The organism is Acinetobacter sp. LipI_19 (assembly GCF_058242925.1).
In genome coordinates, this window is the sequence record NZ_JBZAYK010000001.1 from 2,893,013 (window position 1) to 2,912,734 (window position 19,722).

At 36.4% G+C, this 19,722-nt stretch carries 17 protein-coding genes and 1 pseudogene; 9 read left to right on the forward strand and 9 right to left on the reverse strand.

What is annotated here, in order from left to right; genetic code table 11:
* Positions 1-52: 52 nt before the first annotated feature.
* The 3 genes from AC4CVF_RS14085 (at position 53) to AC4CVF_RS14095 (ending at position 2,033) form a co-directional block, all read left to right on the forward strand.
* Positions 53-403, forward strand: coding sequence for a YbjQ family protein (locus AC4CVF_RS14085; protein ID WP_336952796.1), 351 nt, complete (start codon positions 53-55; stop codon positions 401-403).
* Positions 404-412: 9 nt separating this feature from the next.
* Positions 413-841 (forward strand): YbjQ family protein, encoded by a 429-nt coding sequence (locus tag AC4CVF_RS14090; protein WP_056514420.1) that lies wholly within the window; start codon positions 413-415, stop codon positions 839-841.
* A 160-nt stretch (positions 842-1,001) separates the two neighbouring features.
* Positions 1,002-2,033, forward strand: coding sequence for an agmatine deiminase family protein (locus tag AC4CVF_RS14095; RefSeq protein ID WP_419327607.1), 1,032 nt, complete (start codon positions 1,002-1,004; stop codon positions 2,031-2,033).
* A 155-nt stretch (positions 2,034-2,188) separates the two neighbouring features.
* Here AC4CVF_RS14095 and AC4CVF_RS14100 read toward each other — a convergent pair whose 3' ends face one another.
* The 3 genes from AC4CVF_RS14100 to AC4CVF_RS14110 all read right to left on the reverse strand — a co-directional run bounded on the left by AC4CVF_RS14100 (position 2,189) and on the right by AC4CVF_RS14110 (position 4,628).
* A complete protein-coding gene (locus AC4CVF_RS14100) occupies positions 2,189-2,956 on the reverse strand; it encodes a PA3715 family protein (RefSeq protein ID WP_419819547.1) in 768 nt (255 codons plus the stop codon).
* A gap of 98 nt (positions 2,957-3,054) precedes the next feature.
* Entirely contained in the window at positions 3,055-3,852 is a 798-nt protein-coding gene (locus AC4CVF_RS14105; protein WP_151801273.1) for an SDR family NAD(P)-dependent oxidoreductase, read from the reverse strand.
* Between the two features lie 80 nt (positions 3,853-3,932).
* Positions 3,933-4,628, reverse strand: coding sequence for a hypothetical protein (locus AC4CVF_RS14110; RefSeq protein ID WP_004722586.1), 696 nt, complete (start codon positions 4,626-4,628; stop codon positions 3,933-3,935).
* Positions 4,629-4,977: 349 nt separating this feature from the next.
* On the opposite strand from AC4CVF_RS14110, the gene AC4CVF_RS14115 reads away from it, so the two are divergent.
* Together AC4CVF_RS14115 and AC4CVF_RS14120 are read left to right on the forward strand one after the other, a co-directional pair.
* The gene (locus AC4CVF_RS14115; RefSeq protein ID WP_419327604.1) at positions 4,978-7,872 is read left to right on the forward strand and encodes a valine--tRNA ligase; all 2,895 of its coding nucleotides are present in this window, start codon (positions 4,978-4,980) and stop codon (positions 7,870-7,872) included.
* A 69-nt stretch (positions 7,873-7,941) separates the two neighbouring features.
* Positions 7,942-8,376: an SMI1/KNR4 family protein gene (locus AC4CVF_RS14120; RefSeq protein ID WP_336952801.1), complete on the forward strand. Its 435-nt coding sequence runs from the start codon at positions 7,942-7,944 to the stop codon at positions 8,374-8,376.
* A 464-nt stretch (positions 8,377-8,840) separates the two neighbouring features.
* Here AC4CVF_RS14120 and AC4CVF_RS14125 read toward each other — a convergent pair.
* Positions 8,841-9,209 (reverse strand): annotated as a pseudogene (locus AC4CVF_RS14125) (endonuclease domain-containing protein).
* 57 nt (positions 9,210-9,266) lie between these two features.
* On the reverse strand, positions 9,267-10,109 hold the full coding sequence (locus AC4CVF_RS14130) for an SDR family NAD(P)-dependent oxidoreductase (RefSeq protein WP_490789621.1): 843 nt from the start codon (positions 10,107-10,109) through the stop codon (positions 9,267-9,269).
* Positions 10,110-10,264: 155 nt separating this feature from the next.
* On the opposite strand from AC4CVF_RS14130, the gene AC4CVF_RS14135 reads away from it, so the two are divergent.
* Positions 10,265-10,873 (forward strand): hypothetical protein, encoded by a 609-nt coding sequence (locus tag AC4CVF_RS14135; RefSeq protein WP_490789622.1) that lies wholly within the window; start codon positions 10,265-10,267, stop codon positions 10,871-10,873.
* 2 nt (positions 10,874-10,875) lie between these two features.
* On the opposite strand, the gene AC4CVF_RS14140 is transcribed toward AC4CVF_RS14135, so the two are convergent.
* Entirely contained in the window at positions 10,876-11,490 is a 615-nt protein-coding gene (locus AC4CVF_RS14140) for a hypothetical protein (protein WP_490789623.1), read from the reverse strand.
* A 771-nt stretch (positions 11,491-12,261) separates the two neighbouring features.
* Here AC4CVF_RS14140 and AC4CVF_RS14145 point away from each other — a divergent pair.
* From AC4CVF_RS14145 to AC4CVF_RS14155, 3 genes are all read left to right on the forward strand, one after another.
* A complete protein-coding gene (locus tag AC4CVF_RS14145; protein ID WP_336952805.1) occupies positions 12,262-13,449 on the forward strand; it encodes an ammonium transporter in 1,188 nt (395 codons plus the stop codon).
* 286 nt (positions 13,450-13,735) lie between these two features.
* Positions 13,736-14,410: a phosphatase PAP2 family protein gene (locus tag AC4CVF_RS14150; RefSeq protein ID WP_419819550.1), complete on the forward strand. Its 675-nt coding sequence runs from the start codon at positions 13,736-13,738 to the stop codon at positions 14,408-14,410.
* 296 nt (positions 14,411-14,706) lie between these two features.
* Complete coding sequence (locus AC4CVF_RS14155) at positions 14,707-15,513, forward strand: BUD32 family EKC/KEOPS complex subunit (RefSeq protein ID WP_336952808.1); 807 nt, start codon at positions 14,707-14,709, stop codon at positions 15,511-15,513.
* A 28-nt stretch (positions 15,514-15,541) separates the two neighbouring features.
* Here AC4CVF_RS14155 and AC4CVF_RS14160 read toward each other — a convergent pair whose 3' ends face one another.
* The 3 genes from AC4CVF_RS14160 to AC4CVF_RS14170 are packed head-to-tail and all read right to left on the reverse strand — an operon-like array spanning position 15,542 to position 19,252.
* Entirely contained in the window at positions 15,542-16,879 is a 1,338-nt protein-coding gene (locus AC4CVF_RS14160; protein ID WP_336952810.1) for an ATP-binding protein, read from the reverse strand.
* Position 16,880: 1 nt separating this feature from the next.
* Positions 16,881-17,573, reverse strand: coding sequence for a response regulator transcription factor (locus AC4CVF_RS14165; protein ID WP_336952811.1), 693 nt, complete (start codon positions 17,571-17,573; stop codon positions 16,881-16,883).
* A gap of 17 nt (positions 17,574-17,590) precedes the next feature.
* Positions 17,591-19,252, reverse strand: a complete 1,662-nt coding sequence (locus tag AC4CVF_RS14170) for a phosphoethanolamine transferase (RefSeq protein ID WP_336952813.1) — start codon at positions 19,250-19,252, stop codon at positions 17,591-17,593.
* Positions 19,253-19,722: the final 470 nt, after the last annotated feature.

Below are 19,722 nucleotides of genomic sequence, written 5' to 3' on the forward strand. Positions count from 1 at the left end.
TAGTGGATAATTTCCTATGTTTAAAGTAAGACATCATCAATGAATATTTAAAATGAAACTCAGTAATTTAGAAACTATTCCAGCCCATGTAATAAAGCAACAGCTTGATGTCGTTTATGGAAGCACAGTCCGCAGCAAACATGTCGGACGTGACTTTATGGCTGGTCTAAAAAATATTGTCGGTGGTGAACTCAAAGGCTATACCGAATTATTAGAAGAATCACGTCAAGAAGCCATGAATCGTATGATTGAAAAAGCACGTGGTTTAGGTGCCAATGCAATTGTCGGTATCCGTTTTTCTACCTCTAATATTGCGCAAGGTGCTTCAGAACTTTTTGTCTATGGTACTGCAGTCATTGTTGAACCGACCACGACACAACTTCCTGATCCATTTTCAAAATAGGCGAAACAGATGGATGGTTTAATTTTTAAAATTGGGCTCACACTGGTTCTGTTTTTTATTGGCTGGGGGTTTGGACGTTTTATCGAACAAAAGCATTTAAAAGAATTGGCAGACAATGAACAACGGCTTGCTCATATTCGGATTGATACCAATAAGTTCCAAGTCTCTGAAAAGCATGGACAACTCATCAGTAGTAATGTGGTCATTTCACATGATTATTTTAAATATATTATCGCGCAAATTCAGAACTTCTTTGGTGGTCGTTTAACCACCTATGAGAGTGTCGTCGATCGCGCACGTCGCGAAGCAATTGTTAGATTAAAACAGGAAGCTGAAAATATTGGAGCAACGCATATTATGGGCTTACGTTTAAGTACCACTGAACTCGGTATGCAAGGTGGAATGGTTGAAGTCTTTGCCTATGGAACAGCAACTTAATCTCACTCCTCTTTTTTAAATAATCATCATGATTTTTTCATCAGAATACATAATCGCTGTTGGACTGTCTGGTTTTGTATTCTGGTGATGTAAAGATCTGGGAATATCTAAACCATAACAAAAATGAAAAAATCTTAACTTCATGAACAGGTTAGACATCATGAAAGCTTTAGCACTTAAAATAAGTATCGGATTACTGTCTATGCTTCCATTCACAATAAATGCAGAATTGATTGTATTGGCTTCGCCACAAAGTCAAGATAAGTACTATGCAGAAAAAATCGATGATATCTTTGATTTCCACGTCGATTATGCAAAGAAAATTATTCAAAATGGTGACAATGTGATGATCTTAACCGATCAACAACTTTACCCTGATTATGTTAAAGCACTCGGTAAACAGCATGTCACTATTGCGCCTATGCAAGATATTTGGATGCGTGATTTTAGTAGTGCCAATCCCAATCAACCTGTTCTTTTTCGTTATACCGCAGCAGGACAAGGTGGAACCAAAAAGGCTCAAGCCATCTCTGATGATGTTCAATCAGACTTTAAAGCCTATAGTCAAAAGGCTGGCTTAAAATTTACCCAGACCCAACTGCTCAATGATGGTGGTAATTGGGTTGAAGATGGCTATGGCAATGCTGTGTTAAGCACCAAGTTCTTAGCTGACAATCATTTAACCGAAACCCAAGCAAGAGCACAGCTGATCCGTTTGACAGGTGCTAAACATATTGCATTTATTGAAGCGGATGAACAAGGTGGCTTAGAACATGCGGATGGCGTGGTGAGCTTTATAGATCAGAATACGTTAGTGATTAATACTTATCCTGAAGATCCCGAATACGCCAAACAGTTAAAAATTGATTTAAAACGCGGTATTCCAAATATCAAAATTCATGAAATCACCACACCTTATGATGGCAGTGAGATCTATGATGAAAAATTTGGTTCAGCTTGTGGTTTATATACCAATATGCTGGTTACGCCTGAGCGTATTTATTTTCCGCAATTTGGTATTAAACAAGATGCACTGGCATTACAGCAAATTCGTCGTCTAACCAAACGAACAGTCATCCCAATTCACTCTGCACAGGTGTGCCATATGGGGGGTGGAGTGCGCTGTATGTCATGGCAATTAAGAGGCAAAAATGCTGAATTATTATTAAACTACTTCAATAAAATACATTAAGCATTCGATTTTTACCCTTTCAAATATCCTGTTATTCTAAAAGCATTCATCTTTTAGCTCACTGCTATTTTTTTCGCTAACGAGAAGATGGATGTTGAATAATCAGCATTACGCTGCAATGACTTAATTTTATTGATACTCTTGTACTGTACTGCCTATCGGTACTGATATTCATCTTTAAAACTTTTAGGAAATTGATATTTTTTCCTATCAAATTTTAAAACAAACCGTTGTTGCGATGAGTGATGATTAACTTCTTGGCAATCCTCGTTTATCACTTGCGTCTGGTAGCGTTTAATTTTGCTATTGACCAAAATATCCGTATATTTCTTGGTTTGGGTTGACTGCATGACTAAGGTAGAAGCGCGTTCTTCAATATCTGCATTACAATGCATATCTACTTCTGCCCGATTACGTGTCACAATCAAACTGTCCAGAATTTGTTTTTTATTTTTAAGGTCATATAAATTTAAAAGTTGCATAGAAAAAGGAAAGGGCTGTGAGTGACCTGAGTAATTTAATCTTAGACCCAAAGCTCTATTTGAATCAGTGACTTTATAATTTGCAGTATCCAGCTCAATAGAATTTAAGCTAATTGCGTCCGAAACCATGCGTTCAGCAACAGCATAGTGATAAATCACCTTTAAATTTTTTGGATTAAACTTAAATAAGTCTAAAGCATAATCCCTTTCTTCTGCATTTCCTTTTACAGGAATCCATTGGGCATAGGCCATGATCATATTTGAATTATCGACCGGATCGAGTTTACAGTCGATTAAAGACTGTTCAACCTTTACAATTTTAGCCTGCTTCAATATTTGTGCGACAACTTGAGTATCATCACAAATATTTGCATAAACCGCACTGATCAATATGAATTGTAGACTGATGATTTTAAATATTATTTTCATTAGGTTTAACATGGATTTTGTGCTTATAGATAGAGACGGAACATATTAAGAAAAAGCGCTTATACAATGTATAAACGCCATCAATACACATAAAATTTATGAATTTTCAATCACTTTACTTTCATTTTGCGAATCATTTTATAAAGTGTCGATGGTGATAGACGAGAAACCAACACACCCAATTTCTCTTTACGCCCACCCACGACAATATATTCTTGACCTTTTAATAAAGCAGAAACCGTTTTCTGCGCAAAATCATCAGCTTCTAAACCATTTTCAATGGCCTCATCCTGATGCGCCTGTGCTTTTCCTGCACCATTTAAGGCATTGAAAGATACATTGGTTTTTACAAAACCAGGGAAAATAACAGAAACATTAACACCATCTTGTGCCACTTCTGCGCGTAAACTGTTTGCCCACATATGAATCGCTGCTTTTGCTGCAGAGTAAGATGCCCGATATTGCGTCCCCAATAAGCCCGCAACGCTAGAAATATACGCAATTCGCCCAGATTTTTGAGCTAAAAAGGTTGGTAAAACCAATTTGGTCAAAAACACTTGAGAGAAGTAATCAATTTCCATAATCGCACGTTCAGTTTGCATGCTGGTATCTGCGATCAACGCCCTTTGGCTTAAACCCGCATTGTTGATCAACCAATCAATACGCCCTTTCTCATCTAAGACTTGTTCATATGCATGGCGTACTTGTGCTTCATCGGTAATATCCATTGCCACAGAAATATGATGATCTGGGTTAAGAAGACTTATACGAACTTTTTCAAGTTCTTCTAAACGTCTTGCACTTAAAACCACTTGTGCACCTTGTAAAGCACATTCAGCAGCCAAGGCTTTACCAATCCCTGAAGATGCGCCTGTAATCCAAACCACCTTTCCTTCTAAGCTTTCCATTTTATTATGCTCTTGAATATGGTGAATAAATATTAGACCACGTGACCCACCAAATCAATCAAGTGATTTGCTTTTAAAAACTAACCTTCAACTAAAAACTTTTTAAAATGTTCTGCATAATGTTGCGCCTTTTCTACATTGCGAGGATTGTATTCATCGCCAACTTTTTCTAAGCGTTTATAGCCAGTACTGGTGATCATATTAATCACACCATTTAAGGTTTTATCGACCACAAAGTTAAATTTTAACAAAGTCTTAGGGTCACGGATAAATTCTGATACACCGAGGTCAATAATTTTAACCAAATTTTTTAGTGTCACAGGCAAAGCACTGGTATCCCCTTGAATGACCTTTTGAATATTGCTAGTCGCTTCTTGCCCTAAGCTACGGTCTAATTGGTAATACATCACCACTTCAGTTGCATCTGAATCTTCAAACTTTTTAAGAATATGGTTTGCCACAGGCTTTAGACGATCATTACTAAAAAAGGAAATTGACCACGGCATATATTTTTTTAATGCCCCTTCAATCTGATCAAAAATCTGTTCAGCTTCTTTGAGCTTTTTCTTCCCTGTTGCATCTAGTGCATCATTTTTACGTTGTTCATCAAGTAAGGTTCCAAAAACCTGATCCAGCACTTGGCATGACATTTCCGTAAAGACATTACCTAATTGTTTTGCTAGATCTCTTTTTTCACCATGATTCAAACTTTGGGTAATGCTTTTTAACTCTTGGTACGTTTGCTGTTTAATCAATAAATCGATTTTATACTGCATTGTTATGTGTCCTTTTGTTGTTTTGTCCTATTCAATTTTGATCTTAGCAAAACTTGAAATATCTTGCATTGTCTTTAACCACTGCTATTTGTTGAATATCAATCACAAATACTCTCAACAAATCAAATATCTAAAACACGCATTTGTAAATATGACTCAGTTAAAACCCCACAATATCCAACATTTGTCATATTTAAGATCAATAAAAACAACAAATGCATCTTGTATTCTCATGTTTTGATTGCTGCATTCAATTCAAGATAAATATGCCATAACAGGAATCAACATTCCTAATGAATATTTGCTACAATGAATGCAATTTTTTACTTACTTTTGATCTGTTTTTACTATGACTGATTCAGCGCAAAATATTGCTACAACCTACGATCCTACCGAGATCGAGAAAAAATGGTACAAGACTTGGGAAGAGAAAGGTTATTTCCAGCCGTCTCGTAAAGGCGATTCATTCTGTATCATGATTCCGCCACCGAACGTCACAGGTAGCTTGCACATGGGTCATGGTTTTAACAATGCCATCATGGATGCCTTGACACGTTACAACCGAATGTCAGGCAAAAATACTTTATGGCAACCGGGTACTGACCATGCGGGTATTGCAACTCAAATGGTGGTTGAGCGTCAATTGGCAGCTCAAGATATTAGTCGTCATGACTTAGGCCGTGAAAAGTTCATCGACAAAATTTGGGAATGGAAAGAACAATCTGGCGGTACAATTACCCGTCAAATTCGTCGTCTTGGCTCATCTGTAGATTGGTCACGTGAACGTTTCACCATGGATGATGGCCTGTCAAATGCTGTTAAGGAAGTATTTGTAAAACTGCATGAACAAGGTTTGATTTACCGTGGCAAACGCTTGGTAAACTGGGATCCTAAACTACAAACTGCACTTTCAGACCTAGAAGTTGAATCAGATAAAGAAGAACAAGGTTCATTGTGGCACTTCAAATACTTCTTTGAAGATAAGTCTCTACGTACTCAAGACGGTCACGATTATTTAGTGGTTGCAACAACCCGTCCAGAAACATTACTGGGTGATACTGCGGTTGCAGTTGCTCCAGATGACGAACGCTATGCACATCTTGTTGGTAAAAATATTATCTTACCAATTACGGGTCGTGCGGTTGCAATTGTTAAAGATGAATATGTTGATAAAGAATTCGGTACAGGCTGTGTAAAAATCACCCCTGCACATGACTTCAATGACTATGAAGTGGGCAAACGTTGTGAACTCGCAATCATCAACATTTTCAACAAAAATGCCGAAGTTTTAGCTGATTTTGAGTTTATCGCAAAAGCTGGCGAAGCGATTTCTAAAACCATCCCAGCACCAGCTGACTATATTGGTTTAGAGCGCTTTGCTGCACGCAAAAAATTGGTTGCACAAGCTGAAGCTGAAGGTTGGTTAGACCAAATTCAACCGTATACGCTGAAACCACCACGTGGTGACCGTTCAGGTGTGATCATTGAACCATTATTGACCGACCAATGGTATGTCAAGATTGCGCCTCTTGCAGAGCCTGCAATCAAAGCAGTAAAAGACGGCGATATCAAATTTGTGCCTGAACAATACAGCAATATGTATATGGCTTGGATGAACAACATTCAAGACTGGTGTATTTCTCGTCAATTGTGGTGGGGTCACCGTATCCCAGCTTGGTACGATGCAGAAGGCAACATTTATGTTGGTCGTTCTGAAGAAGAAGTTCGTGAAAAAAACAATATCACTGCTGATATTGAATTAAACCAAGATGAAGATGTACTGGATACATGGTTCTCTTCAGGTCTTTGGACATTCTCTACACTGGGTTGGACCGGAGATGAAGCAAAAGATAAAGAAAACTATTTCTTAAATACATTCCATCCAACGGATGTATTGGTTACTGGTTTTGACATCATTTTCTTCTGGGTTGCCCGAATGATCATGATGACCATGCACTTCATGAAAAATGAAGATGGTACACCGCAAGTTCCATTTAAAACTGTATATGTACATGGTTTGGTTCGTGACGGTGAAGGTCAAAAAATGTCTAAATCTAAAGGGAACGTACTCGACCCATTAGATTTGATTGATGGTGTAGATCTTGAAACCTTAGTACAAAAACGTACCACTGGTTTAATGAACCCTAAAGATGCACCAAAAATTGAGAAATCTACACGTAAAGAATTCCCTGAAGGTATTCAAGCTTACGGTACAGATGCGGTTCGTTTTACTTTCTGTGCACTTGCCAATACTGGACGTGACATTAAGTTCGATATGAAACGTGTTGAAGGCTATCGTAACTTTGCCAACAAAATCTGGAACGCAACCCGTTTCGTGATGATGAACTGTGAACAACAGCCAATTGGTCAGGAAATCCGTCAAGATCTTTGGGAACTTCCTGAACAATGGATTGTCAGCCGTTTACAAAAAGCGGAAGCTGCCGTTCAACAAGCGTTTGCAACCTACCGTTTAGATTTAGCTGCTCAAGCAATTTATGAGTTCATCTGGAATGAATACTGTGACTGGTATGTAGAACTGACCAAACCAGTACTAAATGATGAAAAAGTATCGACTGAGCGTAAAGCAGAAGTTCGTCGTGTCCTTCTTTCTGTAATGGAAGCGTCTTTACGTCTTGCACATCCAATCATGCCATTCTTAACTGAAGAAATTTGGCAGACCCTGGCACCAATGATTGGTATTGATGGTGAAACCATCATGCTTGCGCCGTACCCTGTTCCTAACCCTGAACGTGTCAATGAACAGGCTGAAGCAGATATGCTTGGGTTACAAGGCTTGATTGGTGCTGTACGTAATATTCGTGGTGAAATGGGCTTAGGTAATGCACGTTTATTGCCTGTATTGCTTCAAAACGCGACTGATGCTGAAAAAGCACAGATTGCACGTATTGAACCATTGTTTAAAGCATTGGCTAAAGTTGAAAGCATTACCTTCTTAACCGAAGCTGAGCAACCACCATTATCTTCATCTTCTGTTGTTGGTCATGTGTCTGTATTTGTACCAATGAAAGGCTTGATTGATCCAAAAGCAGAACTTGCTCGCTTGCAAAAAGACTTAGACAAGGTTCAAAAACAGCATGACCAAATTGCTTCTAAACTTGCAAATGAAGGCTTTGTGGCTAAAGCACCTGCTGCGGTTGTTGAAGGTGAAAAGGTTAAACTTGCTGAATTTGTAGATCAGTTAGCTAAGATTAAAGCCAATATGGAGCAGATTGCGGCGCTTTAAGCTAAGCTTGCAATTTTGCCTCTAAAGAAGGAAGCTTAATTATGCTTCCTTCTTTTTTTGAGTAAAATAATGAATATTATAGAAGAATTTAAAGAATATCTTTTAAAGCAAAATTTAGAAATCAAAGAACCTGCAACCTTGATTGAGGTCGAACAATTTGAACAACAATATAAGCTCAAGCTTCCGCAAATTTTGAAAGCGTATTTTACACTTTGTAATGGTTCAGGTGAGATGAATTGTAATAATGAAGGATTTTCATTTTTTACTTTAGCTGAATTTAGACCTGTAAAAGATTTAAAAGGGATTGAAAACTTTCCTCATGCAAATTGTTTTGTATTCTCTGAGTTCTTACTCTGGATTACCGCGTATGCAGTAAAACTAGACGAATATGGCAATGAATTAGGCATTTATGAAATCTGTAATACGCATAATAAGGTTTGTAATAGTTTTGAAGAGTTTATTTTACTCATAATGAAAGATGATTTAGAAATACTTGATCGATGATGTTTTTCCGTACAGCATTCAACAATTTCATATCCATTTAACTTAAAGATCAGTTATCAAAATAAAGCGAATTGATACACTCTAATTTTTCAAAAATTACCCTCACCCTAGCCCTCTCCCACAGGGAGAGGGGACTTCCATTACTAATTTTATCGTTATTTGATACACAATAGGTTTCTCTCCTTTCAACAGAGAATTAAAGAGAAATGACTTAAAATATTTGCATAAACTCCACAACCTCAATCTTCCCAAAAATGTGGCAGAGACACTCTTTGAGAGTTTAATAATTATTCGATACACAATGAAGCTCCCTCTCCTTTCAGCAGCGGGTTAAAGAGAAGTAACTAAAAATGTGTGCATAAATTCCACAACCTCAATCTTCCCTAAAATGTGGAAGAAACACTCTTTGAGAATTGAATAGTTATTCGATACACAAAGAGGTTCCCTCTCTTTTCAGGAGAGGGTTAGGGAGAGGTGTCTTTCAACTCAATACAGATATTCCACAAATCCGCCAATACCACCTCACTGCGATTTAATACATCATCATTCCAATAACGAATAACTTTAAGCCCCAAAGCCTCTAAAAACTGAGTTCTTCCATTATCATAAGCTACGCCCACATCTGTATTATGTTGCCCACCATCCAACTCAACCACTAAGCCCAATTCATGACAGAAAAAATCGACGATATAAGGCTCAATCACATGCTGACGACGAAACTTTAAATTCATAAATCGTTGAGCTCGTAAAAGTTGCCACATAAAATGTTCCGCATTTGTGGCATCGTGTCACATAGATTTAGCGTATTTTAATAATTTGGGGTTTAGCTTCATTTTATTTTCCCTCACCCTAACCCTCTCCCACGGGGAGAGGGGACTTCCATAAAACCACTATTCCTTAAGCTGATCCAAAGCTGTCCCCTCTACAGGATTTCTTTTCCAATAATAAGGTTGGAAAAATCGAAGCAACAAACGCCACGGTGTCATCCAGACAATACGCGCATTGCTCTTCTTATTCTTACTGATGCGTTGTGCCAAATAACCACACACTTGCTCAGGTGGGTCAATCACAAACATAAATAACCATTTCATTTTATGCCAATTTTTAACTTCACCTTGTTGCCAAGAAGAAATCAATAAATCTGTTGCCACCATTCCGGGGCTGAGCGTTCCAATCAAAATATTACTATTTTTGGTTTTTTTATTTAAAGCATGATTCAGATAAGCAACTGCTCGTTTACTGGTTGCATAAGGCGTCATCCCCGCACTCCATTCACCACGACTACCCCAACCTTCCATATTAAAAATTTGCCCAAAACCTTGCTGCATCATTCCTTTTAAAGCCACTTGCGAACCCAACATCGAACCAAGCACATTAGTTTTGATTACACTTTCCAAGTCTGAGCTAGCAATCTCGGTAAATGCTCTTGCTGCATTACAGGTACCGGCATTGTTAATCCAAACATTGACCTGACCAAATCTTAAAACTGTTTCTTCCCATAAGTTGTGTAAATCTTCATATTGAACCACATCACAGGTCACCCCATAAATTCGATTTGGTGCATAGCGTTGCGCAAAGCCTGCAACAACTTGATTTAACTGTTGTGCATTTCGTGCCGAAATCATCACAGACCAACCTAACTTTAAAAAAGCTTCTGCCAAAGCAAAACCAATTCCACGTGTACCTCCTGTAATCACGACTGATGAAGCTTGATCAGAATTTGATGCGTTCAAAATATTCCCCATTGTGGTGATAAATCAGTATGGACAGCAAACTGGCATGTGATAAAACACACGATGATATCTCCAATTTAGGACATTGAGCATCAAAAAATCAATTTTTAAGATAGAATCTTCAACATTCAAAATCATTGAATGATTCAAATTCTATGAAAAACAAAATCTTATTATGCATCACCCTTATTTTTCTTATTGGCTGTCATGAGAAGCCCAGCACATCAACTGAAAGCAAGCCAACCAAACAAGAAAGCCCCCAATCAACTGAAACCACAGTAGAACCTATTGAGATTGCTGCTCATCCTGAGCCAGACCACCTCGTCAATAATCCAACACTGCTCCCTCAAGGTTATTTAGTCGATACGACATATCTCAAAAAGCCATTACTCATCGATTTTGATGGAGATGGAAAACGAGATGCTTTCCAAGTCTTAAAGAATCCCAATAAAAAGGGCATGAAATATCTGTTTGAATTCCGTATTTCGGACAGTGATAAAGTTTATTATTATCAAAATAATGAAGAAGGTGATGATTTAGATATTTTTGCTAAGTTCGAAGTCGCGCCTAAAACAAATATCTATGTCGATGAAGAATATCGCTTTGGAAAAAATGGCGATATTATTGCTAACGAACAGATTGACCCTAAACATTATTTAAAGTTTAAGGGTAATGGTGTTTCAGTCAGTGTCCTCGAAGAAACCTGTGCTGCATCTGCTTTCTTCTTAACAGATGATAAAATTAAACGGATTTATCTCTGTTAAATCTATTTTTCATCCGCAAAAATCGCATTTGCCCCAATCACTTTAGAAATCTTTACTTGGTCTTGTTTGAATAAAGCATAGATTTTTACTTTAAGTGTTTCACTGGTAAAAGTCCCGTTTAAATTCAGCAAAATGGGTTCATCACTCAATGAACCTTTGCCGTGATATTCTTGATTAATATCGTTGGTGGTCGCCTGATTGACCACTACAAAATGCCCCGCAATACCAGCAGCCTGACCACAAGCTAAACTTTGTGGTGACCAATCCCCTACTTTGATCTCAGGTTTTAAAGCATAGCCTTTACTTACTAATATTTTCTTTTGCTGTGCTGTTGTCATGGGAAAATTCAGTATCTTTTGCTGACCTTTCCAGTTTACCGCTAATTGACTCGATAAACATGATGCTCGAAAAGGACCCGCACTACCTGACTCTGCACCTTCGTTAGAATCATCACATTGCGAAATAACTTGAAAAGTTGCTTCTCCACACTGCAACACTTTAGATCTATAGATTTTATATTGATTGGACTGCGCACTCACTGATTCAGCAAATAGACAGAAACCAAAGAGTGCTATTAAATACACTAAAAAATTGGAATATGTTTTAGACACCATCATTTTTGTACACGTCATTAATTGTTTAATCGCAAATTTATTTTATCTTAAACATTTATTTACAACTCATTAAAACCCCCAATAAAAGACCAACCATTTGAAATTTATAATGATATAAGTTAGATGTTCCCAAAATGTTAATTAAACCAGAAGATAAATACAATAGCATGACAACAAAAGCTTGATAAAATACATATTTTAAAATACAGATAATTCAATCACAAAAAAATCGATATGATTATGAAAAATATAATAATATTCAGCAGTGGTGTTCTATTACTATTTTTGGGCTCGCTTAATTATGCAGCGACTCCGCAAGTACTTGAGAAAACGGCCATACAAATTTTTTAAAATGCAAAGTTTCAAAAAACCAATCAATGGAACGGTCAAAAATTTCAAAGAAACCATTTCGAATACAGAAATCAAGCTTGCAGTGTGGGTGTATGCAAAAATTGGTCATTAAGTTATTTTTTAATTTTAACTCAATCATTTATCGGTTTGTTTTTAGATTCAAATTAGACAGGCTGGGTCTAAGGTGAAACACGATAAATAAAAATCAATAATTATCAGTATCTTAAAAATAAACCAGAATATCTTATTGCATCAAGTTAGTGCATAAATTCCAATATAGTGCATGCTTTTGCTTTATATCGAGTCTTAATAATATTTTGAAATTGTTGATCTATTTTTTCTTACAGCCAAACACTTCACGGATTCAAATCGTTGGTTATACTTGAACCAATTTGTGACAGATAGCACCAAAAAGAATCGTATATGCAAAACGTTGATCTACTCTTTCTCTTGCTTGGCGCAGTGCTTGTACTCGCTATGCATGCAGGCTTTGCTTTTTTAGAGCTGGGAACAGTTCGCCATAAAAATCAAGTCAATGCACTCAGTAAAATTATTACTGACTTTTCAATCTCAGCAATCGCCTACTTCTTTGTTGGTTATTACATTGCCTATGGCCAACATTTTTTTCATACAGGTACTACGCTTTCAACTGAGCATGGCTACAATTTGATGCGTTGTTTTTTTCTTTTGACCTTTGCTGCAGCAATCCCCGCCATTGTTTCTGGTGGCATTGCAGAACGTGCCAAAATGCGTTCTCAAGCCATTGCGACCCTGTTTATTGTGGCGCTGGTTTATCCTTTTTTTGAAGGGATCGCATGGAATGGTAATCTCGGCTTACAAAAGTGGTTAGCGGATACGTTTGGTGCTAGCTTCCATGATTTTGCCGGTTCTGTTGTGGTACATGCGATGGGTGGCTGGATTGCACTTGCAGCAGTGTTACTACTTGGTGCACGTCATGGGCGCTATAAAAAAGATGGTCGCGTTAGTGCACATCCCCCCTCTTCTATTCCTTTCTTAGCACTCGGTTCTTGGATCTTAATTGTTGGTTGGTTTGGCTTTAATGTCATGAGTGCTCAACGCTTAGATGCAATCTCAGGTTTAGTCGCTATGAACTCACTCATGGCAATGGTAGGCGGCACACTTTCTGCAAATTTCTTTGGAAAAGAAGATCCGGGGTTTTTACATAATGGCCCCTTAGCAGGCTTGGTGGCAATCTGTGCAGGTTCTGATGTGGTTCATCCAATTGGCGCTTTATTTATTGGTATCTGTGCCGGTTTTCTGTTTGTTAAACTGTTTACCTATACACAAAATAAACTCAAAGTTGATGATGTACTCGGTGTTTGGCCATTACATGGGGTTTGTGGTGCATTTGGTGGTATTGCTGTGGGTCTATTTGGTCAGCAGTGGTTGGGAGGGATCGGGGGAGTATCTTTGATGTCTCAGATAATAGGTACGCTACTTGCCATTTTACTGGCTTTAGCTGGTGGATTTGCTGTATATGGTATACTTAAAGCGACTATGGGTATTCGTTTAACACAAGAAGAAGAGTTTCGAGGTGCAGATTTATCAATTCATAAAATTTCTGCAAACTCTGAGGATGCAATGTTTTAATCGTTTATACCAGCAGGTTTTATTTTTTATAAATTTTGCGGCTGAAAAGCCGCTTTTTATAGCATCTAAATGACTATACAATAATTTAAAAATAAAATTTTTAAAATAAGCTTATTCATTCTCAAGAGCAGTTACTTACAAAAACCATCTTAAAATAATCGTTGATGTTTCTATTTATTAATAGATCAATTTATAAAATTCCAATTATATAATCATTAAGCTTAGTTTAAGTTTGTTTTTTTCTAATACACGCAGATTAAAATATTTAAATTGAGCAAAACAACACATGTCTTATTGCGACTCAAATAAATTTTTCTTAAGTAACAGTTTATTGTTAGGAATATTATTTTTAATATTGTTCTTTGTCTTTCCCGTGGGTGGTGCAATCGATATGTATTTTATCCAACCGTGGATAGATAGTACTGGTCATTTTCCACTCAAGAACAATTGGTTTCTTATTGAAGTTAATCACAAGTTGCTTAAACATATTATCATTGCCTTCTATATTACAGTATTCATTTCATGGATTGCTTCTTTTAAAGTTGCGAAATTAAAATCGTATCAATGGCAATTGGGCTATTTGTTCATTGTCAGTGTTTTATCCACAGCAGTAATTGGCATTTTCAAATCCCACTCAGCTCATGCCTGCCCTTGGTCTATGACTGCGCAAACCGCTCTAGGCTATGTTTGGGATTTTTCTGCAAGCCACGGAGGCTGCTTTCCTGGTGGGCATGCCAGCACAGGTTTTTCATTGCTTACAGGTTTTTTTGTATTTAGACGATCAAATTCTAAAATTGCTTATCTTTTCCTAGCCCTAGGTTTAACACTTGGCTTGATTACGGGGTGGGGGCAAATGATGCGTGGTGCGCATTTCCTTAGCCATAACCTTTGGACAGGTTGGATTATTTTTACTTTTAACTTAATTGTGTATCGTATATTTTATAAAAAATTTACCAGATAACGACTCTAAAATTATAAATGATATATCGCACAAAATTATTTTATTATAAATGCATCTCTAAAAATACATCAGATATTTAAAAGCGAATTACTATTACTCTGGTTTATTTGATCGCTCATCTATTTTTATTTCAATCTAAAATGCCAAATCAAGTGATGCTTAGCTATATTCATCACTAAAAGAATTACATTTTTGTCATAATTTAAATATTAAATTATTAAACCAATCTTAATTTTTACAAATTATTATATTTTGTTTATACTTGTGCCAATTTAGTAATCTTATACGTGCAAAATATGAGTAATTTTTCTAAATTTCTCCGCAATTCGCTTAAAATTCAAGACCAGAATATTCAGTCTTATCAGTTAGGTGATGGCAAAGTGTGGCTTAAAAAAGCCTCTGAACGCCACTCGGCTTGGATTTATATCCCATTAAAATGGGTTGCACGTATACTCAATATTGAAGCACTAACCCCTATTCCAAATTATGGTGGAAGCAAATCGATTTATTGTGAAGTACATCGTCTGACAGAATTAAATTCACTTGGTATTCCAACACCACAAATTTTAGCTAATTGTTCACAAGGTCTATTGATTGAAGATGCTGCTGATCACGGTGAAGATGTCATGCAACTTGATCAAGCATTGGCAAAAATGGAAGGAAATACTGCTAAAAAGCTTGAATTTTATCGTGAAGCAATTTTTGCTATTCAAGCTGTACACCAAAAAGACAGTTATTTGAGTGAGGCGTTTGCACGAAATATTTTAGTGAATAAGGACAAAGCATTTACTTTTATTGATTTTGAAACTGATCCTGGGGAAGTCCTCGAATTAGAAACCTGTCAAATTCGAGATTGGTTATGCTTTATTTTCTCCACAGCATTCCGTTTTAATGATGACGAGCTTGCACAAGCGTGCGATATCCTGATTGCAGAAATTTATCCAAGTAAATCAAAATACAACGAGATTTGCCGTATAGGAAATAAACTCAATTGGGTTGCAAATTTCAATTTGGGTAAACTTGGCAGTGATGGTCGTAGAATGCAAAAATGTTTAGAATTTTTTCAGTATATGAAGAAAAATGAGCCCCTTCCGCTAATGTAGAAATGGGATCATTTATTTTTTAAGTATTTTACTTTTCTGTTTTGATATGGCACTGAATTGGGATTTTGACCAAAACACTGAGTCCGCCCAATTCTTCACTACGTGATAAAGACAGTTCACCGCCTAAATGTTGAATGGCTTTATCCACGATCGACAATCCCAAACCACTCCCCACTTCCAAGTGATGATGTACACGATAAAAACGTTTTAAGACTTTGTCATACATATCAGGATCAATTCCAGAACCACTATCCTCAATTAAAACATAAGCAAAACCATGAATATCTTCAAATACTGAAATATTAATCATGCCTGAAACAGGTGTATATTTTATTGCGTTATCGATTAAATTAAAAATGATTGAATGAAGACTATGTTCTACACTTCTTAAAGTCACTATTTCATTACGTACAAAGCCAAGATCGATATCTTTTTCCATTGCAAGATTCATCAACTGTTCTACACAATTAAGTGCTACATCATTCAGCTTAAATTGAGTCACTTGAACTTCATGACTCAATGAGGAATCTTGCTTTGCCAAGGCAAGCAGTTGCGTTACTAGATGCTGCATCCGTGCTAAACCTTTACTTAAATTTTTCAGATTTTCCTCTTCAGGAAACTGGCTCATTAAAATTTTAGTTTGCAGATTCAAGGCAGTAATTGGTGTACGTAACTCATGTGCAGCATCTGCTACAAACTGTCGCTGTTCTTGCTGAGCAATAGAAATTCGCTCAAATAAATGATTCATTTCTTGAATTGTAGGCAATAATTCTTCTGGATAATGTTCATTTTGAATCGCAACCAATGAATTTGAATCACGTTTTGCGAGTTCAGATTTAAAGTCTTCAAGGGGCTTTAAACTACGGCGAATAATATAAACCAAACCGAGTAAGGCAAAAGGAATAATTAATAAATAGGGAAGAAACATACTTCCAGCCAGCTCTAAAGCCAAATGCTCTCTAACTTTTTCCTGTTGACTGATTTGAATTTGAAAATTAGTGGTAGGTAAGATATAGGTAATCCAAGTACCATGCGCTGTTTCTTGGCTATAAAAACCTGCTTTCTGCTTAGGTTCAACGATGACATGATGAGGCGTACTTTGGGTTTGACTTGGGTCAGCATATGCCCAAACATCAATAAATAAATCCTCTTCATGGTAACGTTTATGTATATCAAAATGACTTTGAATAGCACGTGGATTTAATTCCACTCGCTCTGCCAAATAGACCATTTGTGCATCTAAAATTTCATTAATCTCTTCTAAAGAAATTTTATAGGCTGAAAAAACCAACACGCAACCAAGTAAAATACTAAAAATAGATGTATAACGAATTAAACGTTTTCTTAAGGAAAATGCAGATTCCATGTTATTCCGCTTTTTGTGGTTGCCCCAAACGATAACCTAATCCACGAATTGTACGAATAATATCTTTACCCAATTTTGATCGGATATGATGTACATAGACTTCAATTGTATTACTGTTGATTTCACTATCAAAAGCATACAATTTATCCTCTAAATTAGATTTAGAAAATATTTTATTGGGATGGGTCATTAACGGAATGAGAATCGCCCATTCACGATTTGAAAGTTCCACTGTTTCACCTTTTAGAGTTGCAATATGCTGTTCAACATCTAAAACAATTTCACCATTTTTCAATAAATTTGATGCGTTTCCTATCACTTCTTTTGTTATATCACCTGTGCGACGTAATAAGGCATGGATACGAGCTACCAACTCATCAAACTCATAAGGCTTAATCAAATAATCATCCGCGCCTTGATTTAAACCTTCAACACGATTTTGTAATTGATCACGTGCTGAAATAATCAGTACAGGTAAACTTGAACGTTGACGAATTTGCTTTAAGACCTGCATCCCATCCATCATGGGCAAGCCTAAATCAAGTAAGACCAAATCAAATTGTTTCTCAGAAATAAGCTTGAGGCCATCTAAACCATTATTCACCCATTCCACATCAAAGCCCTGATATTTCAATAATGTTTTAGATGATTCTGCAATCATAAAATCATCTTCTATCATCAAAATTTTGGTCATGGTTTATATCCTTTCAATCAGCTTTGTACAGCACACTGGTGCAACATATTATTTTTTTGATCTATGACTTGAGTTTGGACATTTAACAAACTCAAAAGACTTGGAAATAAATTATCTTGACTCAATGTTGCCTGTTTTTGTTGATTTAAACAATTGATTTGTTTTGTTGCTACAGATTTCCAAGCATCTGAAAACCACATCACCATTGGTACATGGGTTTGTTGAGTAGGCGCAATCGCATAAGGTGCACCATGCAAATACATACCACGTTCACCTGTAGACTCACCATGGTCAGATAAATACCAAAAACCTGTGCGATAGTTTTGTTGCTGTTTTAAAGTTTCAATCATTTGATTTAGAATATGATCTGTATAGACAATCGAATTATCATAAGTATTAATCAATTCAGTCGATGAACAACCTTGTATCGCATTGGTTTCACAAGTCGGTTTGAATTTTTTGAATTCATTTGGTGCACGTTTATAATAAGCGGGTCCATGACTTCCCATTTGATGTAATACAATCAAATGCGCTTGCTTATCATCTTTTGGCAATTGACTTAAATATAGGTTTAAGCTATCGACTAAAATTCCATCTTGACATTCGCCATCTTTACACCATTTTTTCTCTAAATTTTGAGGAATTACAAACTTCTCAACGCGATCACAAGCACCTTTACATCCTGAATTATTATCAATCCACGTTACCTTGTAACCTGCGCGTTGCGCGATATCAAGCAGTCCCTCTCGATGACTTGCCAGTTGCTCATCATAGCTTTTACGAGGCATACCTGAAAACATACAAGGCACTGAAACTGCTGTTGCTGTACCACAAGAACTGACTTGAGAAAAATTAATTAGGCCCGTCTGCTTGGACAATTCAGGATTAGTGTTCTTTGCATAACCATTTAAAGAAAAACTCTCTGCACGTGCGGTTTCACCAACTACCAAAACCATCAATTTAGGTTTATGTTGTAAAGCAACATCGTCGACTAAATGTGCATCTTCACCATAACGAATCAAAGGTAGATTTTTTTTCGGTGCTTTTTTATGAAAATAAGAAAGTGTTGAAGCTACTGCATTTTGCGGAGAAATCATGCCTTTTAAATCACGATGCTCGCGAAAAATAGCAGCATAATCCACATAGAAAACAAATAATAATGCTGCAATTACAGCGAAAGAGCCCGCAATATTTATGCTTTTAAATAATAATATTTTGCCAATTTTTTCTGGTTTAATTTTTACCCAAAAAATAATGATGATGGGTAAAACAACAAATCCCAGTGTCCAAACCAAAAATTGCAAAGAAAGTAAGTCTGACACTTCACTAGGATCTGTTTGTACCATATTTTGAATTTGATCAGGCGAAATGACTACACCCAATGAGTTGACAAAATAAGCACTAAATCCACCAATGAATACCAAGACAATTGCAAAAAATTTTGCTGTCCATTTCCAGTCTAAAATTTGTAATAATAGATTATATAAAGCAACCAGCACAAAACCTGTCGCGATCAGAAACAGCTGTGCTTTAATCCCCTGATAAGGCGTTAGAGACTGAACCTTATTTAAAAAACTAAAATTCAGGCACAAGCCTAACCACACTGCGACAATAAAATTAAAAGCAGTTAGGGAAATTGAGACTTCACGTCGTTTTATACGCTGTATTAAGTTAGACATTACTTTGGCAATACTCTTTTCAATGGGGTTAAGTTAAAAAATGAAGCTTAAACTGAACTTAAAAAGCACTTTCCCAAGCATATTGCACCACTGATCTTAATTGTAACTACCTTTACATTTCTCACGATCTGAGAAAATTAAAATCAAATAAAGCATCTACAAAAAAAATGAGTATTATTTTATAGCCCGTAGATTATAATACTGCTTATTCCATTCACAATAATTCATTTAAAGTTAATATTTTTGAGATAAAGTTATTTTAAATCCAAAAAAGTAATAATACACGAATTGATTTCTACATATTTTAAAATGGCGAAAAAGTAATTTTCTATTTTTCAAGCAATGCAAAACACATCAATATTTAATTAAAAAATAAAGACAAAACCACATTAAATCAAAGACATTTATACATAAATTAAACTTTATTAACCATACAATGTATTTTACTTTCATAATACATTGTGGGCTTA

Coding starts and splice junctions, on each gene's coding strand:
- AC4CVF_RS14085 (WP_336952796.1), top strand. CDS start 53: ATGAAACTCAGTAATTTAGAAACTATTCCAGCCCATGTAATAAAGCAA.
- AC4CVF_RS14090 (WP_056514420.1), top strand. CDS start 413: ATGGATGGTTTAATTTTTAAAATTGGGCTCACACTGGTTCTGTTTTTT.
- AC4CVF_RS14095 (WP_419327607.1), top strand. CDS start 1,002: ATGAAAGCTTTAGCACTTAAAATAAGTATCGGATTACTGTCTATGCTT.
- AC4CVF_RS14100 (WP_419819547.1), bottom strand. CDS start 2,956: ATGTTAAACCTAATGAAAATAATATTTAAAATCATCAGTCTACAATTC.
- AC4CVF_RS14105 (WP_151801273.1), bottom strand. CDS start 3,852: ATGGAAAGCTTAGAAGGAAAGGTGGTTTGGATTACAGGCGCATCTTCA.
- AC4CVF_RS14110 (WP_004722586.1), bottom strand. CDS start 4,628: ATGCAGTATAAAATCGATTTATTGATTAAACAGCAAACGTACCAAGAG.
- AC4CVF_RS14115 (WP_419327604.1), top strand. CDS start 4,978: ATGACTGATTCAGCGCAAAATATTGCTACAACCTACGATCCTACCGAG.
- AC4CVF_RS14120 (WP_336952801.1), top strand. CDS start 7,942: ATGAATATTATAGAAGAATTTAAAGAATATCTTTTAAAGCAAAATTTA.
- AC4CVF_RS14135 (WP_490789622.1), top strand. CDS start 10,265: ATGAAAAACAAAATCTTATTATGCATCACCCTTATTTTTCTTATTGGC.
- AC4CVF_RS14140 (WP_490789623.1), bottom strand. CDS start 11,490: ATGATGGTGTCTAAAACATATTCCAATTTTTTAGTGTATTTAATAGCA.
- AC4CVF_RS14145 (WP_336952805.1), top strand. CDS start 12,262: ATGCAAAACGTTGATCTACTCTTTCTCTTGCTTGGCGCAGTGCTTGTA.
- AC4CVF_RS14150 (WP_419819550.1), top strand. CDS start 13,736: ATGTCTTATTGCGACTCAAATAAATTTTTCTTAAGTAACAGTTTATTG.
- AC4CVF_RS14155 (WP_336952808.1), top strand. CDS start 14,707: ATGAGTAATTTTTCTAAATTTCTCCGCAATTCGCTTAAAATTCAAGAC.
- AC4CVF_RS14160 (WP_336952810.1), bottom strand. CDS start 16,879: ATGGAATCTGCATTTTCCTTAAGAAAACGTTTAATTCGTTATACATCT.
- AC4CVF_RS14165 (WP_336952811.1), bottom strand. CDS start 17,573: ATGACCAAAATTTTGATGATAGAAGATGATTTTATGATTGCAGAATCA.
- AC4CVF_RS14170 (WP_336952813.1), bottom strand. CDS start 19,252: ATGTCTAACTTAATACAGCGTATAAAACGACGTGAAGTCTCAATTTCC.